A 25,495-nucleotide genomic window follows, 5' to 3' on the forward strand; every position below is an offset into this window, starting at 1 on the left:
ACCTAGTTAAACAAATAAAACACAAAAATTAAAAGGGTAGTAAACCTGCTTTTATTAACGCTTGCAAACAAATAAGCGAAAAAATACCGGCAAGAACATCATCGGCCATTATACCCACACCGCCGTGCATTCGCTTATCGAGCGTTTTTATAGGGCCAGGTTTGGCAATATCAAAAAACCTAAATAATAAAAAGCCTACCAGTAAGGTTTGCCAACTAAGCGCTGCGCCAATCATGGTAATGTAATAACCGGCAACTTCATCCCACACTATGGCTGGATGGTCGTGTACACCTAAGTCATCGGCAGTTTTGCCACACGCCCAAATACCAAAAATACTAATAACCACAGCAAACACTATTTGTAGCCAAAGCGGAAAATACATGGTCATAAAAATAAATGGCAAAGCAGCAAATGTACCAAAGGTGCCTGGCGCCACAGGCGCAAGGCCAGTGCCAAACCCTAGGCCAAATAACTGATGTGGTCGCTTTAAATTAAACTGTTTTTTGCTAGTCAAACCTGCTCCTTGGCAAAGTGCTCAAAGCCCTGTTGCTCAAAATTAAATTTTTCACCGTGGTGTAAAAGCTCAATATGGCCTTCGCCACTTTTAATTTGCCCTATGCACGTAGCTTCTACGCCGTATTGGCGTAATTTAAGCTCCAACATGCTTTTATTATCTTCAGAGACAGTAAAAAGCAATTCGTAGTCATCGCCATAGCCTAAAATATACGGCAATTGTGCCTCAAAACTCAGGCTTGAACGCATAGCGTCTGAGGTTGGGATGTTTTCAATATTTATACTGGCGCTGACTTGTGACATATCAAGTATGTGCGTTAAATCCGCCATAAGGCCATCAGACACATCGATGGCTGATGAAGCAAGACCACGTAACACTTGCCCAGCAGCAACTTGTGGAGTTGGGTAATCAAAGCGATTATTAATATACTTTAAGTGCTCAAGTTCAATACTTAAGCCTTGTTTGCGAGACTCAATAGCCAAGCCTGCATCACCTAATGTGCCAGTTACACATACCCAGTCGCCCACTTTAGCACCTGCGCGGCGTAAAGCTTTACCCTCAGGCACAGTGCCTTTAGCACATATAGTCACTGTTAACGGGCCCTGCGTCGTATCGCCACCAATTATTTGTACATTAAAGTACTCTGCAATTTCGTGCATGCCTTCAGTAAATTCTTCAATCCACTGCTGGTTAATATTTGGTAGGGTTAATGCCACCGACACCCAGGTAGGCTCTGCTCCCATGGCTGCTAAATCACTAAGATTTACAGCCAATGCTCGGTGTCCTAATGCGCGGGGAGAAATATCATCAAAAAAATGAACACCCGATACAAGCGTATCTGTGGTTACTGCCAGTTGGCAGTTTTGCGGAACGGTAACTAATGCACAGTCGTCCCCTATTCCTAGGCTTACATCACGACGAGTAATACCGCGACCTTTAAAGTAGCGGTTTATTAATTCAAATTCCTTCATACACAAAAAAGCCGACCTATGCCGGCTCTCCTTTTTAACGTGTACTAACTGTTAAAGCTAGGCTCTTTAGCGGAGCGCTTTAGCAAGGTTAGTATTACTTGCGTAAATGCTTAACAGCTTTATCAAGTACACCGTTTACAAATTTATGGCTGTCTTCAGCGCCAAATATTTTAGCAAGCTCAATGCCTTCATTGATTGCTACTTTGTATGGCACATCTTCACGGAATTTAAGCTCATACGCGCTTAAACGTAAAATTGCACGCTCTACCATATCTAAATCATCAAATGGACGTGTTAAATGCGGAGATACAGCTTCATCTAGTTGCTTGTAATTAACGGCAACGCCACGCGCTAAATCTTTAAAGTATTCAACATCAATTTTAGTCACGTCGTTTTCGATCAACATTTGTTGTTCGATATCGGCAATTAAATTGCCACTCAATTGCCAAGAATAAACGGCTTGAAGTGCTAAGATACGTGCTTTACGTCTTGCTGCTGGTTTCACAAAAATTCCTTAAACTTAAATTTTATCTAACACATTAACCATTTCAAGCGCGCCTAATGCCGCTTCGCCGCCTTTGTTACCCATTTTGGTACCAGCGCGTTCAATTGCTTGTTCAATGCTTTCTGTGGTTAATACGCCAAATGCAACCGGGATATCATACTCAAGCGATACATTTGCAAGGCCTTTGTTAGATTCGCCAGCAACGAGGTCAAAGTGTGGTGTACCACCTCTGATCACTACGCCTAATGCGATGATTGCATCATACTCTTTTTTTGCCGCAATGCGTTTTGCTGCTAAAGGTAACTCTACTGCACCGGGTACATACACAACGGTAATGTCATCATCGGCTACGCCACCGGTACGCTTTAGCTCATCAACAGCACCTTCTAATAGGCTGCTACCAATAAAATCGTTAAAACGAGAAATAACAATAGCGAATTTTTTGCCTGGAGCGTACTTATTACCTTCAATAATTTTCATCTGATAACCCTAAAAATATGTTCAAGCGGTTGCGATTGCGCAAAAATTGCTGCGCATCATACCATAAAAATAAAAAAATAGACTAGTTAAAAGCTGAGCCCTTATTGTGGCTCAACGTAATCAACCACTTCTAAGTGAAAGCCCGAAAGTGCATGGTACTTTTTAGGTCGACTCATTAAGCGCATTTGGGTAATACCTAAGTCAGCTAGTATTTGTGAGCCCACCCCCACAGTACGTGAAGTACCTTTAAATTTACGCGGCGTAACATGCTCGCCAGCATCGGCAGCAGCAAATGCTTTTACTGTGGCCTCTAGCTCTTCGGTGCTTTCTTGTTTACCTAAAATAACCAGTGCACCGTTATTTTTTGCAATGTAAGCCATTGCATCAGAAAGCCCCCAACTACGATCCGCACTTCTATCTGAAAGTAAAATATCGTTAAAAGTACTTTGTAAGTGCACGCGCACAAGTGTTGGCTCGTTTTCTTTAATTTCGCCTTTTAACAATACGTAATGTAATTGACCGTCAATGGTGTCTTTGTACGTGACTAAATCAAACTCACCGTGTTCAGTTGGCAGTTTACATTTAGCAACTTGCTCAATAGTGGTTTCGTTAAGGTTTCGGTACTCAATTAAATCGGCAATTGTGCCAATTTTAATACTGTGCTCTTTAGCAAATACTTCTAAATCCGGGCGGCGCGCCATGGTGCCATCGGCATTGAGAATTTCTACAATAACTGATGAGGCTTCAAGGCCGGCTAAGCGTGCTAAATCACAGCCAGCTTCGGTATGCCCTGCACGCGTTAAAACGCCACCAGGTTGCGCCATAATCGGAAAAATATGCCCTGGCTGTACAATATCACTTGGTACGGCGCCTTTTGCAATTGCCGCTTGCACTGTACGTGCTCTATCGGCTGCTGAAATACCGGTTGTTACACCTTTGGCAGCCTCGATCGACATAGTAAAGTTAGTAGAAAACGCTGCGCCATTATTTTTTACCATTAACGGTAAATCTAGCTGTTCACAACGCTCTTGCGTCATAGTTAAACAAATTAAACCACGGCCATGAGTGGCCATAAAGTTAATTGCTTCTGCGCTAATGTGCTCTGCTGCAATAATTAAATCGCCTTCGTTTTCTCTGTCTTCGTCATCCATTAAAATAACCATTTTACCGGCTTTAATGTCGTCGATGATTTCTTGTGCGCTGTGTAAATTCATAAATTTGCTCGTGTAAGTTATCAGTGTCGTTATTTAACAAAACCAGCTTTAGCTAGTAAGCTCATTGAAATGTCTGTGCCTGTCGGCTGCTCAGCCCCTTTGATAAGGCGCTCTAAATAACGTGCAATTTGGTCAACTTCTAAATTAACGCGTGTGCCCACTTTAAAATCAGCAATGGTGGTTTGCTCGCTTGTGTGCGGCACTATGGTTAATTTAAATTTATTACCTTGTACAGCGTTTACTGTCAGGCTTATACCATCTATACATACAGACCCTTTGTAAGGAATGTACTTCATTAAGTTTTCATCGGTGCTTAGCCAATATTCTGTGGCGCGCGCATTACTCGTAATAGCTGTAATGGTTGCAATGCCATCCACATGACCAGAAACTAAATGCCCGCCTAAACGTGAAACCGGTTGCATGGCTTTTTCAAGGTTAACAGTTTGCCCTATATTATAATTTGCAAACCCAGTTAGGCTGATAGTTTCGTTTGATAAGTCGGCACTAAAGCCATCAATGTGCTTATCAACTACCGTTAAACATACGCCATTAGTGGCAATGCTATCGCCAAGCTTTACATCGCTCATATCAAGATTAGCGCTTTGAATGCGAATGGCTAAATCGCCTTGTTTTTTTTGTAATAGCGCAATTTTGCCTGTGGCTTCTATTATTCCAGTAAACATAGCCCTACTCTTTTAATTAAGTGGTTGGAATGTGTTTTGTAGCGGTTATACGTAAATCATCGCCCACTTTCACACACTCTTTAAACGTTAAGTTAACGGTGTTTTGCATATCTGTCAGCGGTGCAAAATTAACCAAGCTTTTTGCATCGCACCCCATGAGTTTAGGCGCAAGATAAAATATATATTCGTCTATTAAATTAAGCTCTGTCATTTTACCGGCAAGTGTGGCACCGGCTTCTAAATAAACATGATTAAATTGCAGCTTAGCAAGGTGTGCTAAAACAGACGTTAAATTAACTTTGTTATTTTGCTGTGGCACTTCTATATGCCTTACAAAGTGCGGCCACTGCGTTGATTTATCAACCTTGGTAGTAAAAATTATTATTTCACTTTCAATATTAAATACTGCCAGCTCTGGTGTCAGCCTATTTTGTGAATCAATTATAACCCGCACCGGTTGGCGTAGGGGTAATTCGGTAGGCAAAGCCTGTGGCAATTCGCTTAACCTCACATTGAGCTTAGCATCATCCGTAATAACCGTATCGGCGCCGGTTAAAATAGCGCAGCTTTGTGCTCGGTGTAATTGTACATCTTGTCGCGCAGCGGGGCCGGTGATCCACTTACTCTGGCCATTTTTTAGTGCGGTTTTACCATCAATACTGGCCGCCATTTTACACGTTACATAAGGAAGACCCTGCTCCATACGTTTAAAAAAACCTAAATTAAGAGCGCGCGCTTGCTGCTCTAAAAGCCCAGAGGCAACCTCAATACCAGCATCGCTGAGTATTTTAAGCCCTTTACCTGCTACTTGCGGGTTAGTGTCGACCATAGCCGCTATAACTTTTACTACCCCTGCGGCTTTTAAACCCTCTGCACACGGGGGAGTGCGTCCGTAATGGCTACACGGTTCAAGCGTTACATAGGCTGTCGCGCCTTTTGCGTTATCACCGGCCACTGCAAGGGCATTAACCTCAGCATGCCCCTGCCCCGCTAATTGATGAAACCCTTCACCAATTATGTGGTTATCTTTAACTAAAACACACCCTACATTAGGATTGGGGGTGGTTGTAAATCGCCCTTTTTTTGCAAGCTCGATGGCGCGTGCCATGTACATTTCGTCTTGTGCAGTAAAAATTGCTTGGTTTTGCATTATTACTCCCCTAAACGGGCAATTTCTTCACCAAATTCGCGTATATCTTCAAACGAGCGATACACAGAGGCAAACCGCACATAGGCTACTTTATCAAGTTTTTTAAGCGCCTCCATTATGCACTCACCCACTAGGTGACTTGATATCTCTCGCTCGCCGGTAGCACGCAACTGCGATTTAATAATATTAACCACTTCATCTACTTGCTCTGTACTTACAGGGCGTTTTTCTAGAGCGCGATTCAGGCCATTGAGTAGCTTATCTTCATTAAAGGGCTCTCGGCTGCCATCTTGTTTAATCACACGTGGCATAACTAACTCGGCGCCTTCAAAGGTAGTAAATCGCTCGTGACACTCATTACATTCACGGCGACGGCGAACTTGATGGCCTCCACCTACTAGGCGTGAGTCTATCACTTTGGTGTCTTTTGCGGTGCAAAATGGGCAATGCATAACTAGGTACTTCCGTTTTAAACAAAAAAGGCCGCTGTTTAGCGGCCTTTTATCTTAGCAAAAAAATAGGGCCTGTTGGCCTTTCAGGATTAAATTTGTTCTATCTAGGGGTGATTTGATCGCGGCGCGAGGTTTGTAACCTAGTGGGCTAAGTAAAAACCGAGCAAAGCTTCCGCGTCCTGCTCACGCCCCTTACCTACATCCATGTAGGCAACAAAGAGTAAATCGCCCCTAGGACGAACCCAAGGGCAGTGCATGTTTGGCATTTATGCTGCGTTATCGCCTATTTGTGTGGAGTAACCACACTACATAGACTCTGCCTTGCCTAAAAACCAAACATACTACTGCAAATTAAATCTCGAAAGGTAAACAGGCCCCTTGTTGTGCTCTAAATTACTGCTGCTTATGCAATTAAGCGTATACAGGTAATTTTGCACAAATTGCTTTAACTTTTTCTTTAACTTGCGCTTGTACAGACTCATCGTTGATGTTGTCTAATACGTCACAAATCCAGCCTGCAAGCTCTTTCGATTCAGCTTCTTTAAAACCACGACGCGTAATTGCAGGTGAACCAATACGCAAACCTGAAGTAACAAACGGTGAACGAGGATCGTTTGGTACTGAGTTTTTGTTCACGGTAATATTTGCATTACCAAGCGCTGCATCTGCATCTTTACCTGTGATATCTTTATCGATTAAATCAAGTAAGAATAAGTGGTTTTCTGTTTTATCAGATACGATTTTGTAACCGCGCTCTTGCATAACAGCAACCATAGCTTGGGCATTTTTAACTACCTGTGCTTGGTACGTTTTAAATTCTGGTTGTAGTGCTTCTTTAAATGCCACGGCTTTTGCAGCAATAATGTGACATAAAGGACCACCTTGGCCACCTGGGAACACAGCGCTGTTAAGCTTTTTGTAAATTGCTTCGTCGCCACATGCAGAAATAATTAAACCACCACGAGGGCCTGCTAACGTTTTGTGTGTTGTTGTGGTTACAACATGCGCGTGAGGTACTGGGCTTGGGTAAACACCCGCCGCAATTAAACCAGCAACGTGAGCCATATCAACAAATAAGTAAGCACCTACTTTATCAGCAATTTCACGGAATTTAGCCCAATCAACAATACCTGAATATGCAGAAAAACCACCAATAATCATTTTTGGTTTATGCTCTAGTGCTAGCGCTTCAACTTGTGCGTAATCAATTTCGCCGGTTACTTCGTCTAGTCCGTATTGGATAGCATTATATAGCTTACCTGAAAAGCTTACGTGTGAACCATGCGTTAAGTGTCCACCATGAGCTAAGCTCATACCAAGTACAGTGTCACCCGCTTCTAATAATGCTAAAAAAACAGCTGCATTAGCTTGAGAACCCGCATGTGGCTGAACGTTTGCATAGTCAGAACCAAATAGCTCGTTAGCACGATCAATTGCAAGTTGTTCAACTACGTCAACATGCTCACAACCGCCATAGTAACGTTTGCCCGGGTAACCTTCAGCGTATTTGTTTGTAAGCTGTGAACCCTGTGCTTCTAGTACGCGTGGGCTACAGTAGTTTTCTGATGCGATTAATTCAATGTGCTCTTCTTGGCGAGCTGTTTCTTTGTTTATCGCGTCAAATAACTCTGGATCAAAATCCGAAATATTCATGCTACGTTCTAACATTGGGGTCTCCTAGGGCAACGTGTATGGTGTTTTTTAGAGGCTTTATTGTACGCTGTAAACGACTCTTTGCCTACGCTCTTAAGTTGAGGATATTTAAACAGGGATTGAATCTATTTCACAGCGTTTTTAAGATGATATTTTTTTATAAACACATTAATAATTTAAATGATTTTTATTTTTTACATTTAATTAGTTAATGATAAACACTACATTTAGCGCGTTCAAAATACAAAAAAAGCGGCCAAGGCCGCTTTTTAACGCTAAGTTAGTTAGCCTAACTTAGCAAGTATTTCAGTGCGCAACGCTTCATAATCAGGGCTAATGTCGCTTGCTAAACAAGGTTTAGCAAGCGCGTCGCTAAGTGGCTGTGGCATATCAAGTTCAATATTTAGAATCTCTTCTACGCTTTCTTTAAACTTAGCGGGGTGAGCAGTTGCTAAAAAGATCCCTGCCGCACCGGGCGCTTTATTCTCTACAAGGCCTTGGTAAGCAATGGCGGTATGCGGCTCTGCAACATAACCCGTTTGTTGAATATTTTTCATCACTACTTGCGTGTTTTCTTCGCTCACACTGGTTGAGTAAAAATTATCGTAGCTAAACCAGTTATTATCTAGCATTGTTTGCACACGCGGCCAGTTATTTGGCTTGCTTACATCCATCGCATTTGAAAGCGACTCAAGTGTAGCATTTGGCGCCCAATTTTTATCAAGCATGTAACGTGGCACTGTATCGTTTTGATTAGTTGTAGCACTTAGTTTACCTACTGGCATACCAATTACCGCGCCAATCATCGCGGCACATACATTACCAAAGTTACCACTAGGGACTGAAATGTGCGCTGTAGCACGCTTTTCTTTTGGTAGCTGTGCAATGGCTTCAAAGTAATAACATACTTGTGCCACTAGGCGGCTAATGTTGATTGAGTTAGCTGAATTAAGGCCAAGTGTAGATTTAACTTCGTCATCTAAAAACGACTTTTTAACCAGCTCTTGGCAATCATCAAAACTGCCATCTACCGCGTAACAATGAATGTTATTACCAAGCGTAGTAAATAACTTTTGCTGAGCAAGCGAAATTTTGCCTTTAGGGTATAGAATAACTACATCTATATTTGGTTTGTTATAAAACGCATGCGCTACAGCAGCGCCAGTATCGCCAGAGGTTGCCGTTAAAATCGTGACTTTTTCGCCTTGATTGAACTGTGCTAAACACTCAGCCATGAAACGCCCGCCAAAGTCTTTAAACGCAAGCGTAGGGCCATGGAAAAGCTCTAAACAATAGTTATTGTCTTCAACCTCTACCAATTTTACTGGGAAGTTAAACGCATTTTTAACCATTTGAGCAACAGTATCAGCGGGTAATTCATCGCCAATAAGGTGCGATAAAATTTTGCTACTACGTGTAACAAAGTCCATATCTAATAACGCATCTACATCAGCCAGCGGCGCTAAGCTTTCAGGAAAAAATACCCCCTGATTACGCCCAAGCCCTGTTTTTACCGCTTCAACAAACGACACTTTTTGAGTATTTTCTTTTAAATTATGTAATTGCATAACTGCCTATCCTATAAAACTGTTAATTGACGCGTGCCGTCGTTATCTAATTTACAAATGTGGCAAAAGCCTTGCTCATTTATATAGTTTTGCGCTAACCACTGCGCACATTTTTTTGCAGCTTCTAATGTTTTACACACTGTAAATAAGGTAGGGCCGGCACCTGAAATACTGACAATCTCTGCACCAAGGGCTGGCAAACTTGCTTTCGCTTCGCTAAACCCTGTAATTAAAGGTGCACGATACGGCTCTGCTATATCATCTTGCATAATGCTCAGTGCATCATCAAAACGCTGCGTTAATAACAAGCTGCTAAATGCCGACAAACGCTGTGCAAACTCAACCCCAGCATGCATGCTTAGCTCTTTAGGTAATACCGAGCGTGCCTTTGCGGTATTAAGCGAAAAACCAGGAAATGCCGCTACGTAGTACCAGTTTTGATCTACCGGTAGAGCAATTGACTTATCAGGAATTAAATCGCCTGTAAGCTGCAGCCCACCTAAATAACACGGGGTGATATTGTCATAATGACGCCCACCACTGACTATCGCTTCAAAATCAGCCATTAATTCAATAAGCTCAACTTGGCTTAAATTGGTTTGAGCAAATTTATCAAGCGCAGCAAAAGTTGCTACCACAGAGCACGCACTCGAGCCAAGCCCTGAGCCAATTGGTAAGTTCTTTTTAAGTTCTAATTTTACACTTGGCATATCTGGTGCCACGTGCGCTCTAAAATGCACTAAACATTGATATGCTAGGTTTTCACTCGCATCGCTTGGTAACTTATGCGCGTATTCGCCTGAGCAAACAAACTCATCACTTTGAGCGGCGCTTACTACGGCTACATCACCTAATAAACTGCCATCAATAGGCGCAAGCGCTGCACCAAGTGCGTCAAAGCCAACTGCAAAATTACCTATAGACGCCGGAGCATATACTTCTATCATTTTTAACTCCTAGCGCGATAACGTTTTTAATACGTCGGCAAATACGCCGGCTGCAGTTACTGCAGAGCCTGCGCCGTAACCGCGAATTACAAACGGACGTGGTTGATAATACTGGCTTAAAATTGCTAACGCGTTTTCACCATCACGAATTACATTCAATGCGTGCGATGAGTCTACCGCTTCAATACCCACTTTACAGTGGCCTTCTTTAATTGTACCTACATAACGAAGTACCTTGCCCTCTGCTGCAGCACTTTGAATACGGTCATTAAACTCAGCGTCTAAACTTGGTAGTTTAGCCATAAATTCATCTACGCTGTCGCCTTGAGCAAAACCTTGTGGCAATACCGATTCAACTTCTATATCGCTAAGCTCTAACTTCATGCCGGCTTCGCGAGCAATAATAAGTAATTTACGTGCTACATCGGTACCCGATAAATCATCGCGTGGATCTGGCTCGGTAAAACCGCTTTCTTTCGCTTTTATGGTTGCCTCAGAAAGTGATAAACCATCTTCTAATGCACCAAACATGTACGACAGAGAACCTGATAAAATACCGCTAAACTCAAGTAACTCATCACCTGCACCAAATAACGACTGTAGGTTATCGATTACTGGCAAGCCTGCACCTACGTTTGTTTCGTATAAAAACTTACGGTTATTTTTTTGTGTTGCTGCAATTAAGTCTTGGTAATAAGCGTATGAGCTGGTTGTTGCTTTTTTATTAGCGGCAACCACATGGAAACCCGCATTTAGAAAATCCACATACTGAGCCGCTAGCGCATCGGAAGACGTACAATCTACAAGCACTGGGTTTACTAAGTGATTTTGTTTTACAAACTGCTCGACTAAATTTAAGTCAAACGCTTGCTCTGATGCTGCTAGCTTTTGCTGCCAGTCATCAAATGCAATACCTTCACTGTCTAAATGCAGTTGACGAGAATTCGCAACGCCATATAGGTTTAACTTAATATTACGCTTTTCAAGCCACGCTTGCTGGCGCTCTAACTGAGAAATAAGCTCTTGACCTACTAAGCCGCAGCCAAGTAAAAACACGTCAATTGAAGGGACATGCGTAAAAAAGTTTTCATGGCATATTTTTACTGCATCGTTACAAAGCTCACCATCGATAACCGCCGAAATAGCACTTTCTGTAGAATCCTGCGCAATGGCTACAATGTTTACTTGGGCCTGTGCAAGAGATGCAAAAAACTGTGCAGCTAAACCTTTGTGTGCACGCATGTTATCGCCCACTAATGTAACAATAGCAAGATTACGTTGTACTTGTACTGGCTCAATTAAGCCTGCTTTTAATTCAAGCTCAAACGCACTTTGTAAGGCTTCTAGCGCTAGCGCTAAATCGCTTTCGTGCACACAAAAGCTAATGCTAAATTCACACGATGATTGAGTAATTAATACTATTGATACGTTATCGTGTGCAAGGGCATTAAATACTTTAGACGCCATACCCACTTTACCTTTCATGCCTGGGCCTGACACGGTAAGCATAGCTAAATCTTGCAAGCTAGAAAGCGCTTTTACTGGCTCATCCGATGAATAGTCGTTACCAATTAATGACCCTTGCGCATCTGGGTTGTGGGTGTTTTTAATTTCACACGGCACACCTGCTTTCGCGCACGGTAAAATGGTTTTAGGGTGAAGTACTTTAGCGCCAAAATAAGAAAGCTCCATTGCTTCTTTATAAGATAAGAAATCTACTTTAGTCGCTTTTTTGATATAACGCGGATCAGCGCTGTATACACCATCAACATCTGTCCAAATTTGACAAATTTCAGCCTCTAAACACGCCGCTGCAATAGCTGCTGAGTAATCAGAGCCATTACGGCCAAGTGTAGTAAGTTCGCCTTGCTCATTACTTGCCGTAAAGCCTGGCATAATGTAAATAGTCGCTGGGTTTTCTTTTAATACCGCTTGAAAACGCGCTTTACTTGCAACTAAATCAGCCTCTGCATCGATGTAACCACCGGTAGAGGCAACACAGCGCGTTGCTTCAAGGTATTGAGCATTATGAGAGCTTAATAAACTTTGCATAAGCGATACACTAACACGCTCACCAAAGCTAATTACAAATGCACGAATTTGATCTGGGCAGCACTTAATTAGCGCCACACCATCAAGCTTATTTTTAAGCTCATTTAAATCAGGCCAGTTAGTTACTTCACCGCCATTTTTTTCTACATCAGCTTTTAGCCCTTCACAACGGCTCACTAATGCTTGCCACTGCTGTGAAAAATCTAAGCCTTGCTCAGCTGCACTTGCTAAGGCAACTAACGAATCGGTCATACCACCTGGCGCAGAAAGCACCAATAGCATTTCATCTTTTAACTGTGCTTTAACTAACTGAGCTACCTGTTGTAAACATGCAAAGTCGGCAAGCGAAGAGCCACCAAATTTTAAAACGCGCATTATTTATGTTCCTCATCCCATAAAACGAAAAAAGGCCTGTGTTCTTAGTGAACACAGGCCTTTAAATTTGTTGCACCGACCTATGCCACTATCCAGAAAGAATGGTGGTTGTAATAATAATGGTCAGTACGCGATTAATTGTTTTCATAAGCTTAAGACTGCCTTAACAAAGGCTATGCTGTCAACCCTAAATTAAAAGATAAAACAGCCTTTTTGAACATGAAAAAACCTAATGAATGCCAAATTTATGCAAAACTTCACTTAAAGCAGATTTATTAATAGGTTTATTTATAAAGTCGATAGCACCTAGCTGCGCGACTTTTTGCTTCATTTGTTGTTGTATATCAGCCGAGATCACCAGTACAAAACACTCTATTTTTTCTGCCTTAATGCGCTCAAGTACTTGTACGCCGTCAACTTCTGGCATGGTTAAGTCTAAACATAAAAGATCAAACTGCTGCAAGCGTAAAAGCTCAAGCGCATCGGCACCATTAACCGCTTGTTGTATGTCGGCAGTCACACATTCATTTAAACAACGCACAACTTGTTTGCGTGCAACAGTAGAGTCATCACACACTAATATAGAAAATTTCATCATGTTAACTACTAAAATAACCTTCTAAAAATTATAAAAACGAGCCATCCATTGGTTTTTCTATTCTAACACGTTCCTAAAACTCCAACACGCTGCTTATTCGCATAATGTAATGCTGTAACTTTACAATAAAATGTTAAATATTATTAATAATACCTCTACCTACTTGTCATTTTTGTAATTTTATTAAGCATTAAAATTAATTTAAATTAGTTTAGTGCACTATTATTAAAACAAAACGACTCACTTTCTGAGCTATCTCTTTAAAATATAAATTTTTTATTTATTTTTAAGGTTTTATTGACTAACTTTTAAGTTAGAAATTGCAACTTAGCTATTATTACACCGGATGAGTAAATCCCATATGTTACAAAAAAGTCTCTCTAAGAAATTGTTAACTAATGTTTTATCAGTGTATTTTTTACTTACCTTTGTGGTGACATGTGGGCAGGTGCTTGCTGAATTTGTAAATACTAAAGACTACATACGTGATGAGCTAAGTACGCTACAAAAAACCTTCAGCCGAAGTTTAACTCGCGCAATTTGGGAACTAAACACAAAGCAAACCATTACTACCGCAGAAGGCTTGCTAGCTATACCTATGGTGGAGGGCATTATAGTGCGCGATGACAGCGGTGAAATTATTTCGCAGCTGGGCCGCTCTCTCGATATACATAAACTTTATAACCAGCAACTCGTGCAAGAAGAAGTTATTATTGAAGACACCAAATCAGGGCTTTTTGGCTATACCTTTCCGCTAATTTTTGAATTTTCAGGCCGCGCTACGCAAGTAGGCGATGTAACCTTGTTCTCTAGCCGCGATGTGGTATTTAGCCGAATAATGGTATCTATTTACTTTTTAATTGGTAACGCCATGATCAAAACCACCTTTTTGATCATTCTATTTTTAATGGCATTTAGAAAACTGCTCACCGACCCTTTAACCGAGTTAACCGATCAAATAGAAAACTTAGAGCTTGATGACTTAGAAGGTCAACACATAGACATTGAGACCGAAGAGCATAACGAGCTAAACGTTATGGAGCAGTCTTTTAATAACTTAATAGATAAAGTAGTCCAATACAGAAAAGAGCTCGAGCACACCCAGCGTGAGTTAATTGTTAGTAATGAAAAGCTCGATCAGCACAATATACAGTTAGAGCAAGATGTTGCGCGGAAAACATCAAACTTAAGCCAGGCAATGATGGATTTGCAACAACAAAAGTACGAACTAGAAAAGCAAAAGCTCGTACTAACCGAAGAAGTAGACTTACGTCGGCACACCGAGGAAGAACTACTAACTAAACAAAAAGAGCTTGAGCGCTACCTTGACGAGCTAAGCCTTGCACAAGAGCGCTTAGTAGGCACAGAAAAAATGGCTGCACTAGGCGGATTAGTAGCCGGGATCACACACGACATAAACACCCCCATTGGTATTGGTGTAACTGCTATATCGTTTTTACAAGAGCGTTTAAACACTTTAGAAAACGCCTATAAAGATAAAAAGTTATCGCCTAAAGCCTTAGAAGAATTTATAAACGAAGCCAAACAAAGTACGAGCTTACTAACGACCAACCTTGATAGAGCCTCTGAGCTTATTGCTAGCTTTAAACAAATAGCGGTAGACCAAGCCAGTGAAGCTGTAAGAACAATTAACCTTAAAGATTATTTAAACGAAGTGATTTTATCGCTTCACCCTAAGCTTAAAAAAACCAAGCACACCATAAACTTACAGTGTCCTGATGACTTAGTTCTTAACTTACCTGCAGGGGCGATTAGTCAAATTTTTACCAACTTAATTATGAACTCGATTATTCATGGTTTTGATAATATCGCGCAGGGCAATATTGATATAAATATTAGTGCTAATGATACGTTACTTATTGTTGATTACACCGATAACGGTAATGGCGTAACAAAAGAGCAATTAGCCAAATTATTCGACCCATTTTTTACTACAAAACGCGACCAAGGCGGCAGTGGTTTAGGCACACACATCACCTTTAACTTAGTTAAGCAAACGCTTAGCGGCTCAATAGAGGCAAGCAGTGAGCCTGGCAAAGGGCTTCATTATCATATTGAGTTTCCTAAAAACATGCCAAAGCCATTATTTAATCAATAACGGCTTTGCTTAAAATCAGCCATTTCGAGAACCCCATTTTATTGCTATGATTGAGCAAATTTAAAAGATGGAAAAGTTACCTTATGTGGTTTAGTAACCTGATTTGTTATCGCTTCAAGCAAGATGTTTCGTACACTCAAGAAGAGTTTGAAAAAGCGTTAGAGCAAGATGTATTTCGCCCTTGCGGCTCTCAAGACCTGTCTACATTTGGTTGGACAAAAGCATTTGGTAAGCATGGTGACTCGCTAGCGCATTTTTCACAAAAAAGTATTTTAGTGTGTGCTAAGCGTGAAGAGAAAGTGCTACCTGCATCTGTTGTTAATGAAATGGTTGCCGAAAAAGTAGATCAGATAGAAGCAGAAGAAAACCGCCCGGTTAAAAAGAAAGAAAAAGACGAGTTAAAAGAAAACATTCTAACGACCTTATTGCCTCAAGCGTTTAAAAAATCGAGCCTGCAGTTTGCCTTTATTGACCAAGAAAACGGTTGGGTTGTTGTAAACAGTGGCAGTTTTAATAAAGCAGAAGAGCTACTTGCACTGCTACGAAAATCTTTGGGCACATTACCTGTAGTTCCTGCTTTTGCAAATTACGACCTAGATGTATTTTTAACTGATTGGTTAACTAACTTCAGTACACCAGAAAACTTTGCTATAGGGTTTGACGCAGAACTTGAAGAAGCCGACGACAGTGGCGCACAAGTTAAATTAAAAGGCCATGATTTATCGTGTGATGAAGTTAAATCGCACCTAGAAAATGGTAAACGCGTGACTAAGCTTGCACTTGATTGGCAGGAGCGCCTGAAGTTTATGCTGCAAAACGATGGCTCGATCAAGCGTTTAAGCTACTCAGAAACCTTAAAAGAAGAAAATGCCGATATTCCTAAAGAAGATATGGCGGTTAAATTAGACGCAGACTTTATTTTAGCCTCAGAAGAAATCAAGCTACTGCTTGAAGAACTGACTGCCGGTTTAGGTGATGCAGAAGATTTATAAAACGCTCAATTAGTACAGATTGCTTAGCGCTGTAAAAAACATAAAAAGCACGACCCAGTCGTGCTTTTTGCTTTTACCTGATAACGGCTAATTAGCTAAATGTGTCTTTAACATTTTCAAGCATGTCGTTGTATTCATCACTTGAAAATAACTGCATAGAAGGAATAACACCTTTATCTATGTAAGTTTGTAAAGCCGCTGATTTATCAGAAACTTGTAAAGTGCCCTCTAAAATGGCGCCAATGCGAATAAAGTCAACATAACTAATCTCCTCAGGGCGATACGTAGGGTCAGCCCAATGCTTAGCTACATTTACAAATTCGGGTGGAAACTCCCACGCGCCCATAATTGAGCCACCAATTTTACCACTGAGCTTTTGAATTGCATGTGCTAAAAAGCTTGGGTTAGCAAATACCTCTGGATGGCGCTCAGCCTCGGTTAAAATAGGCAATACACCAATGTTATATACCAACGATGCAAGTGTAATGGAGTCACTATTTAATGATGTACGTTTGTTATTTTGTAAATAAAACGCCATAAGCGTAATTGAATGCCCTGCCACATTTAGCGTTTTTTGCCACGCTTTACTCATGTAGCCTTTTATTAGCTCATTTTTAGAAACAAACAGCTGCTCCATTGCCATTGCTGTGGCTATATTTTTAATTTGACGCAAACCAATACGAGTCACCGCTTGCTGTAAGTTAGATACTTTAACCGCTCGACCCATAATTGCACTGTTAGCCACTTTAATCATGCGCGCTGAAAGAGCGGGGTCTTGGCCAATCACGTCTGACATTTGCATTAGGTTTACATCAGGGTTGTCGGCCGCTTGGCGTACTTTAATTGCAACTTCAGGTAACGTAGGTAAAACTAAAGTGTCGTTATTGATTCTATCAACCAAAATCGTTAATAGTGCATTTTCTGTAGACATAGAACTGTCATCCTTTTGTTTCTGGGCCGCAATGCAACTGCTAACCTCGGATAAAATGAGTAATATAACCAGTATTATCTAACTTACCGATAAAGTTAAGAAAATTATATAAATTAATTGTTATTATCGCCTGTAGCCGCGGTACACCGCCAAACACTTGCTATTTACTATTTAGTTTTGCTTTAATGCAGTCACTATAAGGAAACGTTTGTACGCGCTAGCAATTAAGTTTAAGCGTACAAATAATTAAACTTACTTTTTTAACAGGCAATCAAATGATCTTAAACAAAATTAGCCAAGCAATTTTACTCTCAGGCGTCGTTTTTCTTAGTGCATGTTCAGAGCAAGCCCCCTCTTCGACCGAAGCCACAAGTGTAGAGCTTGCTCAAAAAAGTGCCGCACAAGCTGGCCCAGATTTAATTAACATTGATAAACAACGTTTAGATATTTACACCGACTTTAGCCTCGAAGCCGACCTATCTCATTTAAGTGAGAATCAAAAAGCCATGGTAGCTAAGCTTATCGACGCTTCTAAAATTATGGACGATCTTTTTTGGAAGCAGGCTTTTGGCGATAATAAAGACGCTTTTTTAGCGAAGCTAAGTGATGAAAAGGTACGTAAATTTGCTGATATTAACTACGGCCCATGGGATCGTTTAAATGGTGACGAACCGTTTTTATCAGGCTACAAAGAAAAAGCCCTTGGCGCACAATTCTACCCTGCCGACATAACAAAAGAAGAGCTAAATAACGCCGACGTAAATGATAAAAAAGGCCTTTACTCATTAATCAAACGTGATGAGCAAGGTAATCTTTACAGTGTGCCTTATTCAAAAGAATACGCGCAAGAGTTAGCTAAAGCAGCAGATTTATTGCGTGAAGCCAGTAAGCTTGCCGATGATAAAGAATTTGCCAATTACTTAAACTTACGTGCTGATGCACTGCAAAAAGATGATTTTCAGGGTTCTGACTTTGCCTGGATGGATATGAAAAATAACCCAGTTGATGTGGTTATTGGCCCAATTGAAACTTACGAAGATCAACTCTTTGGCTACCGCTCTGCCTATGAGTCGTATGTACTAATTAAAGATTTAAAATGGAGCGAGCGCCTAGCTAAATTTGCGGCCTTTTTACCCGAGCTGCAAAAAGGTTTACCGGTAGATGCTAAATATAAGCAAGAAGTGCCGGGCTCAGATGCCGACTTGAATGCTTACGATGTGGTTTACTATGCAGGTCACTCAAATGCGGGCAGTAAAACCATTGCCATTAACTTGCCAAACGATGAGCAAGTACAGCTTGAAAAAGGCACTCGTCGCCTGCAGCTTAAAAATGCAATGCGTGCAAAATTTGATAAAATTTTAGTGCCGATTGCTGAGCAGTTAATTGTACCTGAGCAACGTAAGCATATTACTTTTAACGCCTTTTTTGCCAATACCATGTTTCACGAAGTGGCTCATGGCCTAGGTATTAAAAACACCATTACAAATAAAGGCACTGTGCGCCAATCATTACAAGAGCACGCAAGCGCACTTGAAGAAGGTAAAGCCGATATTTTAGGTTTATACATGGTTGAACAGTTACTTAAAAAAGGCGAAATTACAGAAGGCACATTAGAAGATTACTACACCACCTTTATGGCGGGTATTTTCCGCTCAGTGCGTTTTGGTGCATCAAGCGCACATGGTAAAGCCAACATGATCCGCTTTAACTTTTTTGCACAAGAAGGCGCTTTTTCTAAAAATGAAGAAGGCTTATACCGTGTCAATATGGAAAAAATGGGTGTGGCTATGGCTAAGCTGTCGCGCTTAATTTTAACATTACAAGGTGACGGCGATTACGAAAAAGTAGATCAACTGATTGCCACTCATGGCGATATTAAAGAAGAGCTTGCTAAAGACCTAGAAAAACTAAGCCAAGCTAATATCCCTGTAGATGTAACCTTTAAACAAGGTAAAGACGTGCTAGGCCTTAACTAACCCAACACGTAATACTTTAATAAAGCGCTGTAGATTATAACTGCAGCGCTTTTTTTAGCGCTATTATTTGCTCATCTGTGTATGGTTTTGCAGGCAATTTACCCCACACCGGAGCAGGCCATGCTGCATCAGTCGTAAAACGTGCAATGTGATGAATATGTAATTGCGGCACCATATTACCCAAAGCGGCCACGTTTAATTTATCAGGGCTAAACACTTGCATAATAAGCTTGCTGAGTTTGGCCGACTCTTTTAAATATACAACTTGGTCGTCTTCAGACAAATCTATAATTTCTTTTAAATTAGGTTTTCTGGGTACTAATACAAACCAAGGGTATTGGCTATCGTTAAGTAATAGCACTTTACATAAAGGCCAGTCTGCCAGTTCTATACAATCGCGCTTAAGCTCTGGGGCGAGTTCAAAAGTATGGTTAGTCATCGTCACATCCTAGTTAGTCTTTAATAATGGCCACTTTATAGCATTTATTTGCAGTTGCACACGCTTAGCTTTACCATTTAATACAATATTTATAATAAGCTAAGGCAACCTTGTGCTAAAAAAAATAAAACACTTAACCCTCGCACTCCCGCTAGCTGTTGGCGCACTGAGCGTACAAGCAAAACCATTATCGCTAGAGCGTATTTTTGATGATCCGAGCTTATCGGGTAAAGCTCCCGTACAACTTAAGTTTTCGCCAGACGGTAGCCGCGTAACTTACCTGCAAGGTAAAACCGATGACTACAACCGTTATGATTTATGGGAATACAACTTAAAAGATAATACCAACAGAATACTGGTAGATTCTGCAAAGCTGTTTTCAGGCCCTGAAAACCTCTCTGATGAGGAAAAAGCACGCCGCGAACGCCAACGTATTTTTGGTAAAGGTATTTTAGAGTACAAATGGTCTAAAGACGGCAAAGCCCTATTATTTCCACTTAATGGCGATCTGTATTATTACGAGCTAGCGTCTGGTAAAAGTAAAAAACTTACCAATACAGAAGCGTTTGAAACCGATGCGCGCTTTTCTCCTAAAGGTAACTATGTATCGTTTATTCGCGAGCAAAACCTTTACGCATTAGCACTTGATACTGGCAAAGAAATACAACTAAGCAAAGATGGCGGCGGCGTTATTAAAAACGGCATGGCCGAATTTGTAGCGCAAGAAGAAATGAGCCGTATGACCGGCTACTGGTGGGCTGGCGATGAATCTAAAATTGCATTTACCCGCGTAGATGAAACCCCAGTAAAAGAAGCTATCCGTAACGAAATATACGCAGACGAAGTAAAGCTATTTAATCAACGTTACCCATTTACAGGTACCGACAACGTTGAAATTCAACTTGGCGTTGTATCTTTAAATAATCAAAACGTTGACTGGATTGATTTAGGCGACGATAAAGACATTTACATTGCCCGTGCTAAATGGCTAAAAGACAGCACAACTCTTTCGTATCAATGGCAAAATCGCTCACAGCATAAGTTAGAACTACGCTTTTACAATAGCGATACTAAAACGCAAAAAGTCGCATTAACTGAAAACAGCGATACGTGGATCAATTTAAACTTTGATCTGCATTTCTTAAAAGACAAAAAGCATTTTGTTTGGGCTTCTGAGCGCGATGGTTTTAAACACCTTTATTTGTACCGCACTAATGGCCAGCTAATTCGACAAATCACCTCAGGAGACTGGGTTGTTGATAGCTTAAAAGGCGTGGATGAGAAAAAAGGCATAGTGTACTTTGCAGGACGCAAAGACACCCCGCTTGAAAGCCATTTATACAGCGTACCACTGTTTAAAAAAGGCAATATTAAGCGTATCACTGAACAAGGCCAATACCACAAAGTGGTAATGGCAAAAGACAGCAAAACATTTATTGATAATAGCTCATCGGTAAACAAACCTAACTCGGCGGCGCTACGTAAAGTAAATGGCGAATTTATCACATGGCTTGAACAAAATAAGCTTGATGATAGCCACCCACTAACACCTTATTTAAGTGATTTAGCAACTCCAGAGTACGGCACAATTAAAGCAGAAGATGGCCAAGTAATGCATTACCGCTTGTTTAAACCAAGTAATATTGCAGACGGTAAAAAGCACCCAGTCATTGTTAATGTATACGGCGGCCCACATGCACAGCGCGTAACAAATAGCTGGCGCAGCAAAAACTTATACTTTCAATACATGGCGCAACAAGGTTATGTTATTTTTCAGCTCGATAACCGAGGCTCTTACAACCGTGGTAAAAAGTTTGAAGACGCTATTTACAAAAACTTAGGTGTTGTAGAAGTAGCAGATCAAATTAAAGGCGTTGAGTTTTTACGCACGCTTGATTACGTAGACCCACAACGCATTGGTATTTATGGCCACAGCTACGGCGGGTACATGGCCCTAATGACCATGTTTAAAGCGGGCGATTACTTTCAAGCCGGTGTATCGGGTGCACCAGTGACCGACTGGGCGCTTTACGACACCCATTACACTGAGCGCTACCTTGGGCACCCAAAAACTAATGCCAAAGGCTACGAAGACAGCGCCGTATTTCCATACGCTAACGGCTTAAAAGGCCCATTAATGATTTACCATGGCATGGCCGATGACAACGTGTTGTTTACCCACGCCACTAAATTATTTAAACAACTACAAGATAACGAAAAACAGTTTGAAATGATGACCTACCCAGGCTCAAAACACAGCTTACGCGGTAAACAGGTGCAAACACATTTACACCAAACCATCACAAACTTCTTTAATCGACATTTTGATGTTAAATAATCATATGACGACTAAATAGACTAAAGGCTGATTGAAAAATCAGCCTTTTTTTTGTCTTAATGGTGCTTACACCTAGCTTAAACTCGCTTTTTTACTACCATTAAAACAAGCACATTGAGTGTACACACATAAGGATCAATTTATGCTAAATTTAAGGCGTTTTAGTATTTTTCAGCGGCTGTCATTACTTGTTGGCATAGTTATTTTTGGCTTAATTGTATTAAGTATCTCTAGCTTAACTCATCAATATAGCTCACTAAAAAACGAGCAATATCTAAAAACCCAAAATGTAGTAGAAACTGCATACAGTGTTATTGAGCATTTCCACCAGCTTGAACAAAATAATACACTCACACAAGCACAAGCTCAAACGCAAGCACTTGAGGCCATAAAAGCGCTGCGCTATGACAAAACAAATTATTTTTGGGTAAACAACTACCAACCCAAAATGGTAATGCACCCAATAAAGCCTGCGCTTAACGGTAAAGACTTAACTAATAATAAAGACCCCGATGGCAAAGCACTTTTTGTAGAAATGGTGAACATTGTAAAACAACAAAAAGAAGGGTTTATTCCTTATAAATGGCCAAAACCAGGAAAAGAACAGCCAGTAGGTAAAGTCGCATTTGTAAAAGGCTTTAACCCGTGGCAATGGATTATTGGCTCAGGCGTATACCTAGATTCAATAGATGAAGCGTTTAGCGAGCAGCGTAATCTAATCATAATTAGCGCCTTAGTGATGATTATTGCTGTCATTGTATTAAGTTACTTTATTGGTAAAAGTATACTCACGCCGACTCGCCTTGCCGCAGAAATGATGAAAAACATATCGCAAGGTGAAGGTGACTTAACCCGTACGCTAAACGAGTCGGGCAATGATGAAATATCAGAGCTGTCACGCTCTTTTAATTTATTTGTTTTAAAAATGCGCGAGTCGTTAGTACATGTATCGTACAGTGCAGATGATGTAAGCCGACACGCTCACACGGTGGATGAATCAAGTAGAACAAGCCACTCCTTCATTGAACTACAAAACGACAGCTCTACACAAGTAGCTGCAGCCATGGAACAAATGACGCACCAAATTCATGATGTGAGTCGCAATGCCGAAGCCGCTGAACAAGCCGCCAACGATGCAGCGCACAATGCTTCAACCGGTAAAAATGTGGTAGCGAATACCATTACCGCCATAGAAACACTCTCCAGTAATATAGAAACGGTGAGCCAAGTAACTGAAGATTTAGCAAACGAAAGTAATAACATAGGCTCTGTGCTTGATGTGATCAGAAGTATATCGGAGCAAACAAACTTACTCGCACTCAACGCTGCTATAGAAGCGGCTCGTGCAGGAGAGCACGGCAGAGGCTTTGCAGTTGTTGCCGATGAAGTACGTACACTCGCAAGCAGAACCGGGCAAAGCACAGATGAAATTCAAACCATGATCACCAAATTGCAAGAAGGCGCTAAAGCAGCAGTAGAGGCGGTAAAATCAAGCCAAGCACTGTCGGTGACGACTGTAGAGCAAGTTTCATCTGCCGATACATCGCTCAATGAAATAGAAAGGCTGGTATCCATAATTACCGACATGAACAGCCAAATAGCCCGTGCAACCGAACAGCAAACGCAAGCCGCTGACGAGGTTAATTTACGTATCAACGAGTTATCTCAATCAACCGAACAGTCGCTAAGTAATACCCAGCAACTTACTGATGCCAGCAATAATCTTAAACAAAGTAGCCAAGGGCTTTCGAGCGTGGTTAATCGCTTTAAATTAAAATAATTTAAAAACAAAAGCCCTGAATTAACAGGGCTTTTTACTACGTTTTTAGCTTATACCAATTCGCTTAGGGCGTGTTGATACCTAGGCAAAAAATTTTCTATTTAGTTGTAAATGAAAATTTTTACCACAGATAGCGACACGTTTAGCCCCAAAAATGATTAGGTATTATTGCAAGTTGGTATTACATACAGTAGCGTGCAAATAAGCTGGTTACTGATGCTGCGGTTGGCTTGCCGTGCTGCCAATCACCGCCTTCAACACCACTACCAGCAATGTCCATATGTACATAAGGAAGCGGCTGCTCAGAGTCGTTACCGTGTTTATCAAGCCCACCAACAACGGCTAAAAACGCCATAGGGAATTGATGCCCACGGGCTGTAACAGCAGAGGCCGCATTATTGCTTGATAAAACATCATCAGCGAGGGTACGCGGTTTGATAAAGTCGTAATCTTCACGGCGAGAGCGAGAAACCTCAGCTGCATCTGCCCATAAATCACCACAATCCGCTATTTGACGAGAGGTATTAGCGCTACGTGCAGGTCCGTTTTCAACATACGCTCCGTAAGGGCCCATAGCACGTGCCGCATGGCCTGTAAGGGTTGCCACGGTGAACAGTGTTGGGTTAACTTCGCCTTTGGCTAGATCTTTGATTTCGCTAAGTAGGTCACCCATAGCTAAACGCCCTTCTGCATCGGTGTTACCAATGCGTACACGTACGCCTTCACGGCTAGTGATAATTTCATCTGGTACAAAACAATCTGAGCCAATTGAATTACGAACCACAGCTAAGTAAGAAATAACTTTAACGCCTTTAGGTTGGTAGTCTGCCACGGCTTTCATAAAGCCCGCAACGGATGCAGCCCCACCTTTATCGCGGCTCATACCCGCCATGTAACCGCCTACTTTTAAATCGGCGCCGCCGGTATCGTAAACTAAGCCTTTACCAACAAACATTAGCGTACGCGTTACTTCACCTTCTGGCACGTATTCTAGCTTAACAACACGTGGGTGGTGGCGCTCAACCGCATAAGATGCGCGAGCAACAGTGCTAAGCATAGGGTAGTTTTTATCTATCGTGTTAATATCGTCAATCACATCAACCGCTACTTTAGAGCCTTTAAAAAGCTCAACACAGTAATCGGCAAAGCGTGGTGGCGCCATACGTTCAGGCTCAGTACCGCATAAGTCACGTGCTGCATATTGCCCTGCTGCAATTGCATTTACAGCTTTAACTGTTTGCTCATTTGCATCTATTAAACCTATTTTCGTAATAGGTTCAATGCTTTCGCCGTGGTATTCGCGTGCCTCTAAAGGCTGCCATAATGCTTGGCATGCGCCTAAATACGCCACCTCTAAAGCATGCTGGTAACGCGCATCTGTATGTAATTTAGGTAAGTAAATAGCAGGGTTTACACTGCCCGCGGCTTTTGCTTCGTTAATCGCTAGTTTAGCGGCATCAAAGTATCGTCTTACATCATCGTAATCGCGGTTAAGCGGCCCCGTAGGCGCTAAAACAACACGTACATTATCAACCACTAAAAACGTAACTTGTTTACCAATACGAGAATCTACTTTAGCGTGTGATTCGATGGCATCACTTAATGAGTTATTGGCTAATTGAGAAAAGCCATCACTAATTATAATAAGTGCATCGTGAGAAAATGAGTCAAAGCTTGCACTAAGTGATTGTGCAGCTATCGCTTGAGGATATGCCATAAGTAAAGCTCCTGTTAGAAAACATAAGGGGCTATTATCGT

General features: G+C 41.3%; 21 protein-coding genes. 5 read left to right on the top strand and 16 right to left on the bottom strand.

Annotated elements, in window-relative coordinates:
* Nucleotides 1–28: 28 nt before the first annotated feature.
* From WDB87_RS14425 to WDB87_RS14485, 13 genes are all read right to left on the bottom strand, one after another.
* Nucleotides 29–514: a phosphatidylglycerophosphatase A family protein gene (locus WDB87_RS14425; protein ID WP_286246296.1), complete on the bottom strand. Its 486-nt coding sequence runs from the start codon at nucleotides 512–514 to the stop codon at nucleotides 29–31.
* Entirely contained in the window at nucleotides 511–1,485 is a 975-nt protein-coding gene (thiL, locus tag WDB87_RS14430; RefSeq protein WP_337850252.1) for a thiamine-phosphate kinase, read from the bottom strand. Before thiL ends, WDB87_RS14425 begins: the two co-directional genes overlap by 4 nt.
* Before the next feature lie 94 nt (nucleotides 1,486–1,579).
* Nucleotides 1,580–1,990, bottom strand: a complete 411-nt coding sequence (gene nusB / locus WDB87_RS14435) for a transcription antitermination factor NusB (protein ID WP_004586866.1) — start codon at nucleotides 1,988–1,990, stop codon at nucleotides 1,580–1,582.
* Between the two features lie 15 nt (nucleotides 1,991–2,005).
* On the bottom strand, nucleotides 2,006–2,470 hold the full coding sequence (gene ribH, locus WDB87_RS14440) for a 6,7-dimethyl-8-ribityllumazine synthase (RefSeq protein WP_004586865.1): 465 nt from the start codon (nucleotides 2,468–2,470) through the stop codon (nucleotides 2,006–2,008).
* Nucleotides 2,471–2,571: 101 nt separating this feature from the next.
* Nucleotides 2,572–3,684: a bifunctional 3,4-dihydroxy-2-butanone-4-phosphate synthase/GTP cyclohydrolase II gene (gene ribBA / locus WDB87_RS14445; protein WP_337850253.1), complete on the bottom strand. Its 1,113-nt coding sequence runs from the start codon at nucleotides 3,682–3,684 to the stop codon at nucleotides 2,572–2,574.
* Between the two features lie 29 nt (nucleotides 3,685–3,713).
* Nucleotides 3,714–4,367, bottom strand: coding sequence for a riboflavin synthase (locus WDB87_RS14450; protein WP_337850254.1), 654 nt, complete (start codon nucleotides 4,365–4,367; stop codon nucleotides 3,714–3,716).
* Nucleotides 4,368–4,383: 16 nt separating this feature from the next.
* Nucleotides 4,384–5,517, bottom strand: a complete 1,134-nt coding sequence (gene ribD, locus WDB87_RS14455) for a bifunctional diaminohydroxyphosphoribosylaminopyrimidine deaminase/5-amino-6-(5-phosphoribosylamino)uracil reductase RibD (RefSeq protein WP_337850255.1) — start codon at nucleotides 5,515–5,517, stop codon at nucleotides 4,384–4,386.
* A gap of 2 nt (nucleotides 5,518–5,519) precedes the next feature.
* Complete coding sequence (gene nrdR / locus WDB87_RS14460) at nucleotides 5,520–5,969, bottom strand: transcriptional regulator NrdR (RefSeq protein WP_004586861.1); 450 nt, start codon at nucleotides 5,967–5,969, stop codon at nucleotides 5,520–5,522.
* Nucleotides 5,970–6,380: 411 nt separating this feature from the next.
* Nucleotides 6,381–7,637, bottom strand: a complete 1,257-nt coding sequence (gene glyA, locus WDB87_RS14465; protein ID WP_055018152.1) for a serine hydroxymethyltransferase — start codon at nucleotides 7,635–7,637, stop codon at nucleotides 6,381–6,383.
* 269 nt (nucleotides 7,638–7,906) lie between these two features.
* Nucleotides 7,907–9,190, bottom strand: a complete 1,284-nt coding sequence (thrC, locus tag WDB87_RS14470; RefSeq protein ID WP_286246291.1) for a threonine synthase — start codon at nucleotides 9,188–9,190, stop codon at nucleotides 7,907–7,909.
* 11 nt (nucleotides 9,191–9,201) lie between these two features.
* Nucleotides 9,202–10,137, bottom strand: coding sequence for a homoserine kinase (thrB, locus tag WDB87_RS14475; protein ID WP_337850256.1), 936 nt, complete (start codon nucleotides 10,135–10,137; stop codon nucleotides 9,202–9,204).
* A gap of 9 nt (nucleotides 10,138–10,146) precedes the next feature.
* Nucleotides 10,147–12,564, bottom strand: a complete 2,418-nt coding sequence (gene thrA, locus WDB87_RS14480) for a bifunctional aspartate kinase/homoserine dehydrogenase I (protein ID WP_337850257.1) — start codon at nucleotides 12,562–12,564, stop codon at nucleotides 10,147–10,149.
* A gap of 229 nt (nucleotides 12,565–12,793) precedes the next feature.
* Complete coding sequence (locus tag WDB87_RS14485; protein WP_286246288.1) at nucleotides 12,794–13,162, bottom strand: response regulator; 369 nt, start codon at nucleotides 13,160–13,162, stop codon at nucleotides 12,794–12,796.
* A gap of 361 nt (nucleotides 13,163–13,523) precedes the next feature.
* Here WDB87_RS14485 and WDB87_RS14490 point away from each other — a divergent pair, with 361 nt between their 5' ends.
* Nucleotides 13,524–15,281 carry a sensor histidine kinase gene (locus WDB87_RS14490; RefSeq protein ID WP_286246287.1) on the top strand — a complete coding sequence of 586 codons (1,758 nt, stop codon included), beginning with the start codon at nucleotides 13,524–13,526 and terminating at the stop codon, nucleotides 15,279–15,281.
* Nucleotides 15,282–15,364: 83 nt separating this feature from the next.
* The gene (gene rdgC / locus WDB87_RS14495) at nucleotides 15,365–16,273 is read left to right on the top strand and encodes a recombination-associated protein RdgC (protein ID WP_004586854.1); all 909 of its coding nucleotides are present in this window, start codon (nucleotides 15,365–15,367) and stop codon (nucleotides 16,271–16,273) included.
* 91 nt (nucleotides 16,274–16,364) lie between these two features.
* Here rdgC and WDB87_RS14500 read toward each other — a convergent pair whose 3' ends face one another.
* Nucleotides 16,365–17,204: an HDOD domain-containing protein gene (locus WDB87_RS14500; RefSeq protein WP_286246286.1), complete on the bottom strand. Its 840-nt coding sequence runs from the start codon at nucleotides 17,202–17,204 to the stop codon at nucleotides 16,365–16,367.
* A 275-nt stretch (nucleotides 17,205–17,479) separates the two neighbouring features.
* On the opposite strand from WDB87_RS14500, the gene WDB87_RS14505 reads away from it, so the two are divergent.
* Nucleotides 17,480–19,180: a dipeptidyl-peptidase 3 family protein gene (locus WDB87_RS14505; protein ID WP_286246285.1), complete on the top strand. Its 1,701-nt coding sequence runs from the start codon at nucleotides 17,480–17,482 to the stop codon at nucleotides 19,178–19,180.
* 34 nt (nucleotides 19,181–19,214) lie between these two features.
* Here WDB87_RS14505 and WDB87_RS14510 read toward each other — a convergent pair whose 3' ends face one another.
* Nucleotides 19,215–19,619 (bottom strand): HIT domain-containing protein, encoded by a 405-nt coding sequence (locus WDB87_RS14510; RefSeq protein WP_286246284.1) that lies wholly within the window; start codon nucleotides 19,617–19,619, stop codon nucleotides 19,215–19,217.
* A gap of 112 nt (nucleotides 19,620–19,731) precedes the next feature.
* On the opposite strand from WDB87_RS14510, the gene WDB87_RS14515 reads away from it, so the two are divergent.
* Both WDB87_RS14515 and WDB87_RS14520 read left to right on the top strand, forming a co-directional pair.
* Nucleotides 19,732–21,957, top strand: a complete 2,226-nt coding sequence (locus tag WDB87_RS14515) for a S9 family peptidase (RefSeq protein WP_337850258.1) — start codon at nucleotides 19,732–19,734, stop codon at nucleotides 21,955–21,957.
* Nucleotides 21,958–22,099: 142 nt separating this feature from the next.
* A complete protein-coding gene (locus WDB87_RS14520) occupies nucleotides 22,100–23,737 on the top strand; it encodes a methyl-accepting chemotaxis protein (RefSeq protein ID WP_337850259.1) in 1,638 nt (545 codons plus the stop codon).
* Nucleotides 23,738–23,918: 181 nt separating this feature from the next.
* On the opposite strand, the gene WDB87_RS14525 is transcribed toward WDB87_RS14520, so the two are convergent.
* On the bottom strand, nucleotides 23,919–25,454 hold the full coding sequence (locus tag WDB87_RS14525; protein ID WP_337850260.1) for a M17 family metallopeptidase: 1,536 nt from the start codon (nucleotides 25,452–25,454) through the stop codon (nucleotides 23,919–23,921).
* Between the last annotated feature and the right edge of the window lie 41 nt (nucleotides 25,455–25,495).

Origin of the sequence: Pseudoalteromonas sp. C12FD-1 (assembly GCF_037414265.1) — a bacterium.
Classification (GTDB): Bacteria; Pseudomonadota; Gammaproteobacteria; order Enterobacterales; family Alteromonadaceae; genus Pseudoalteromonas.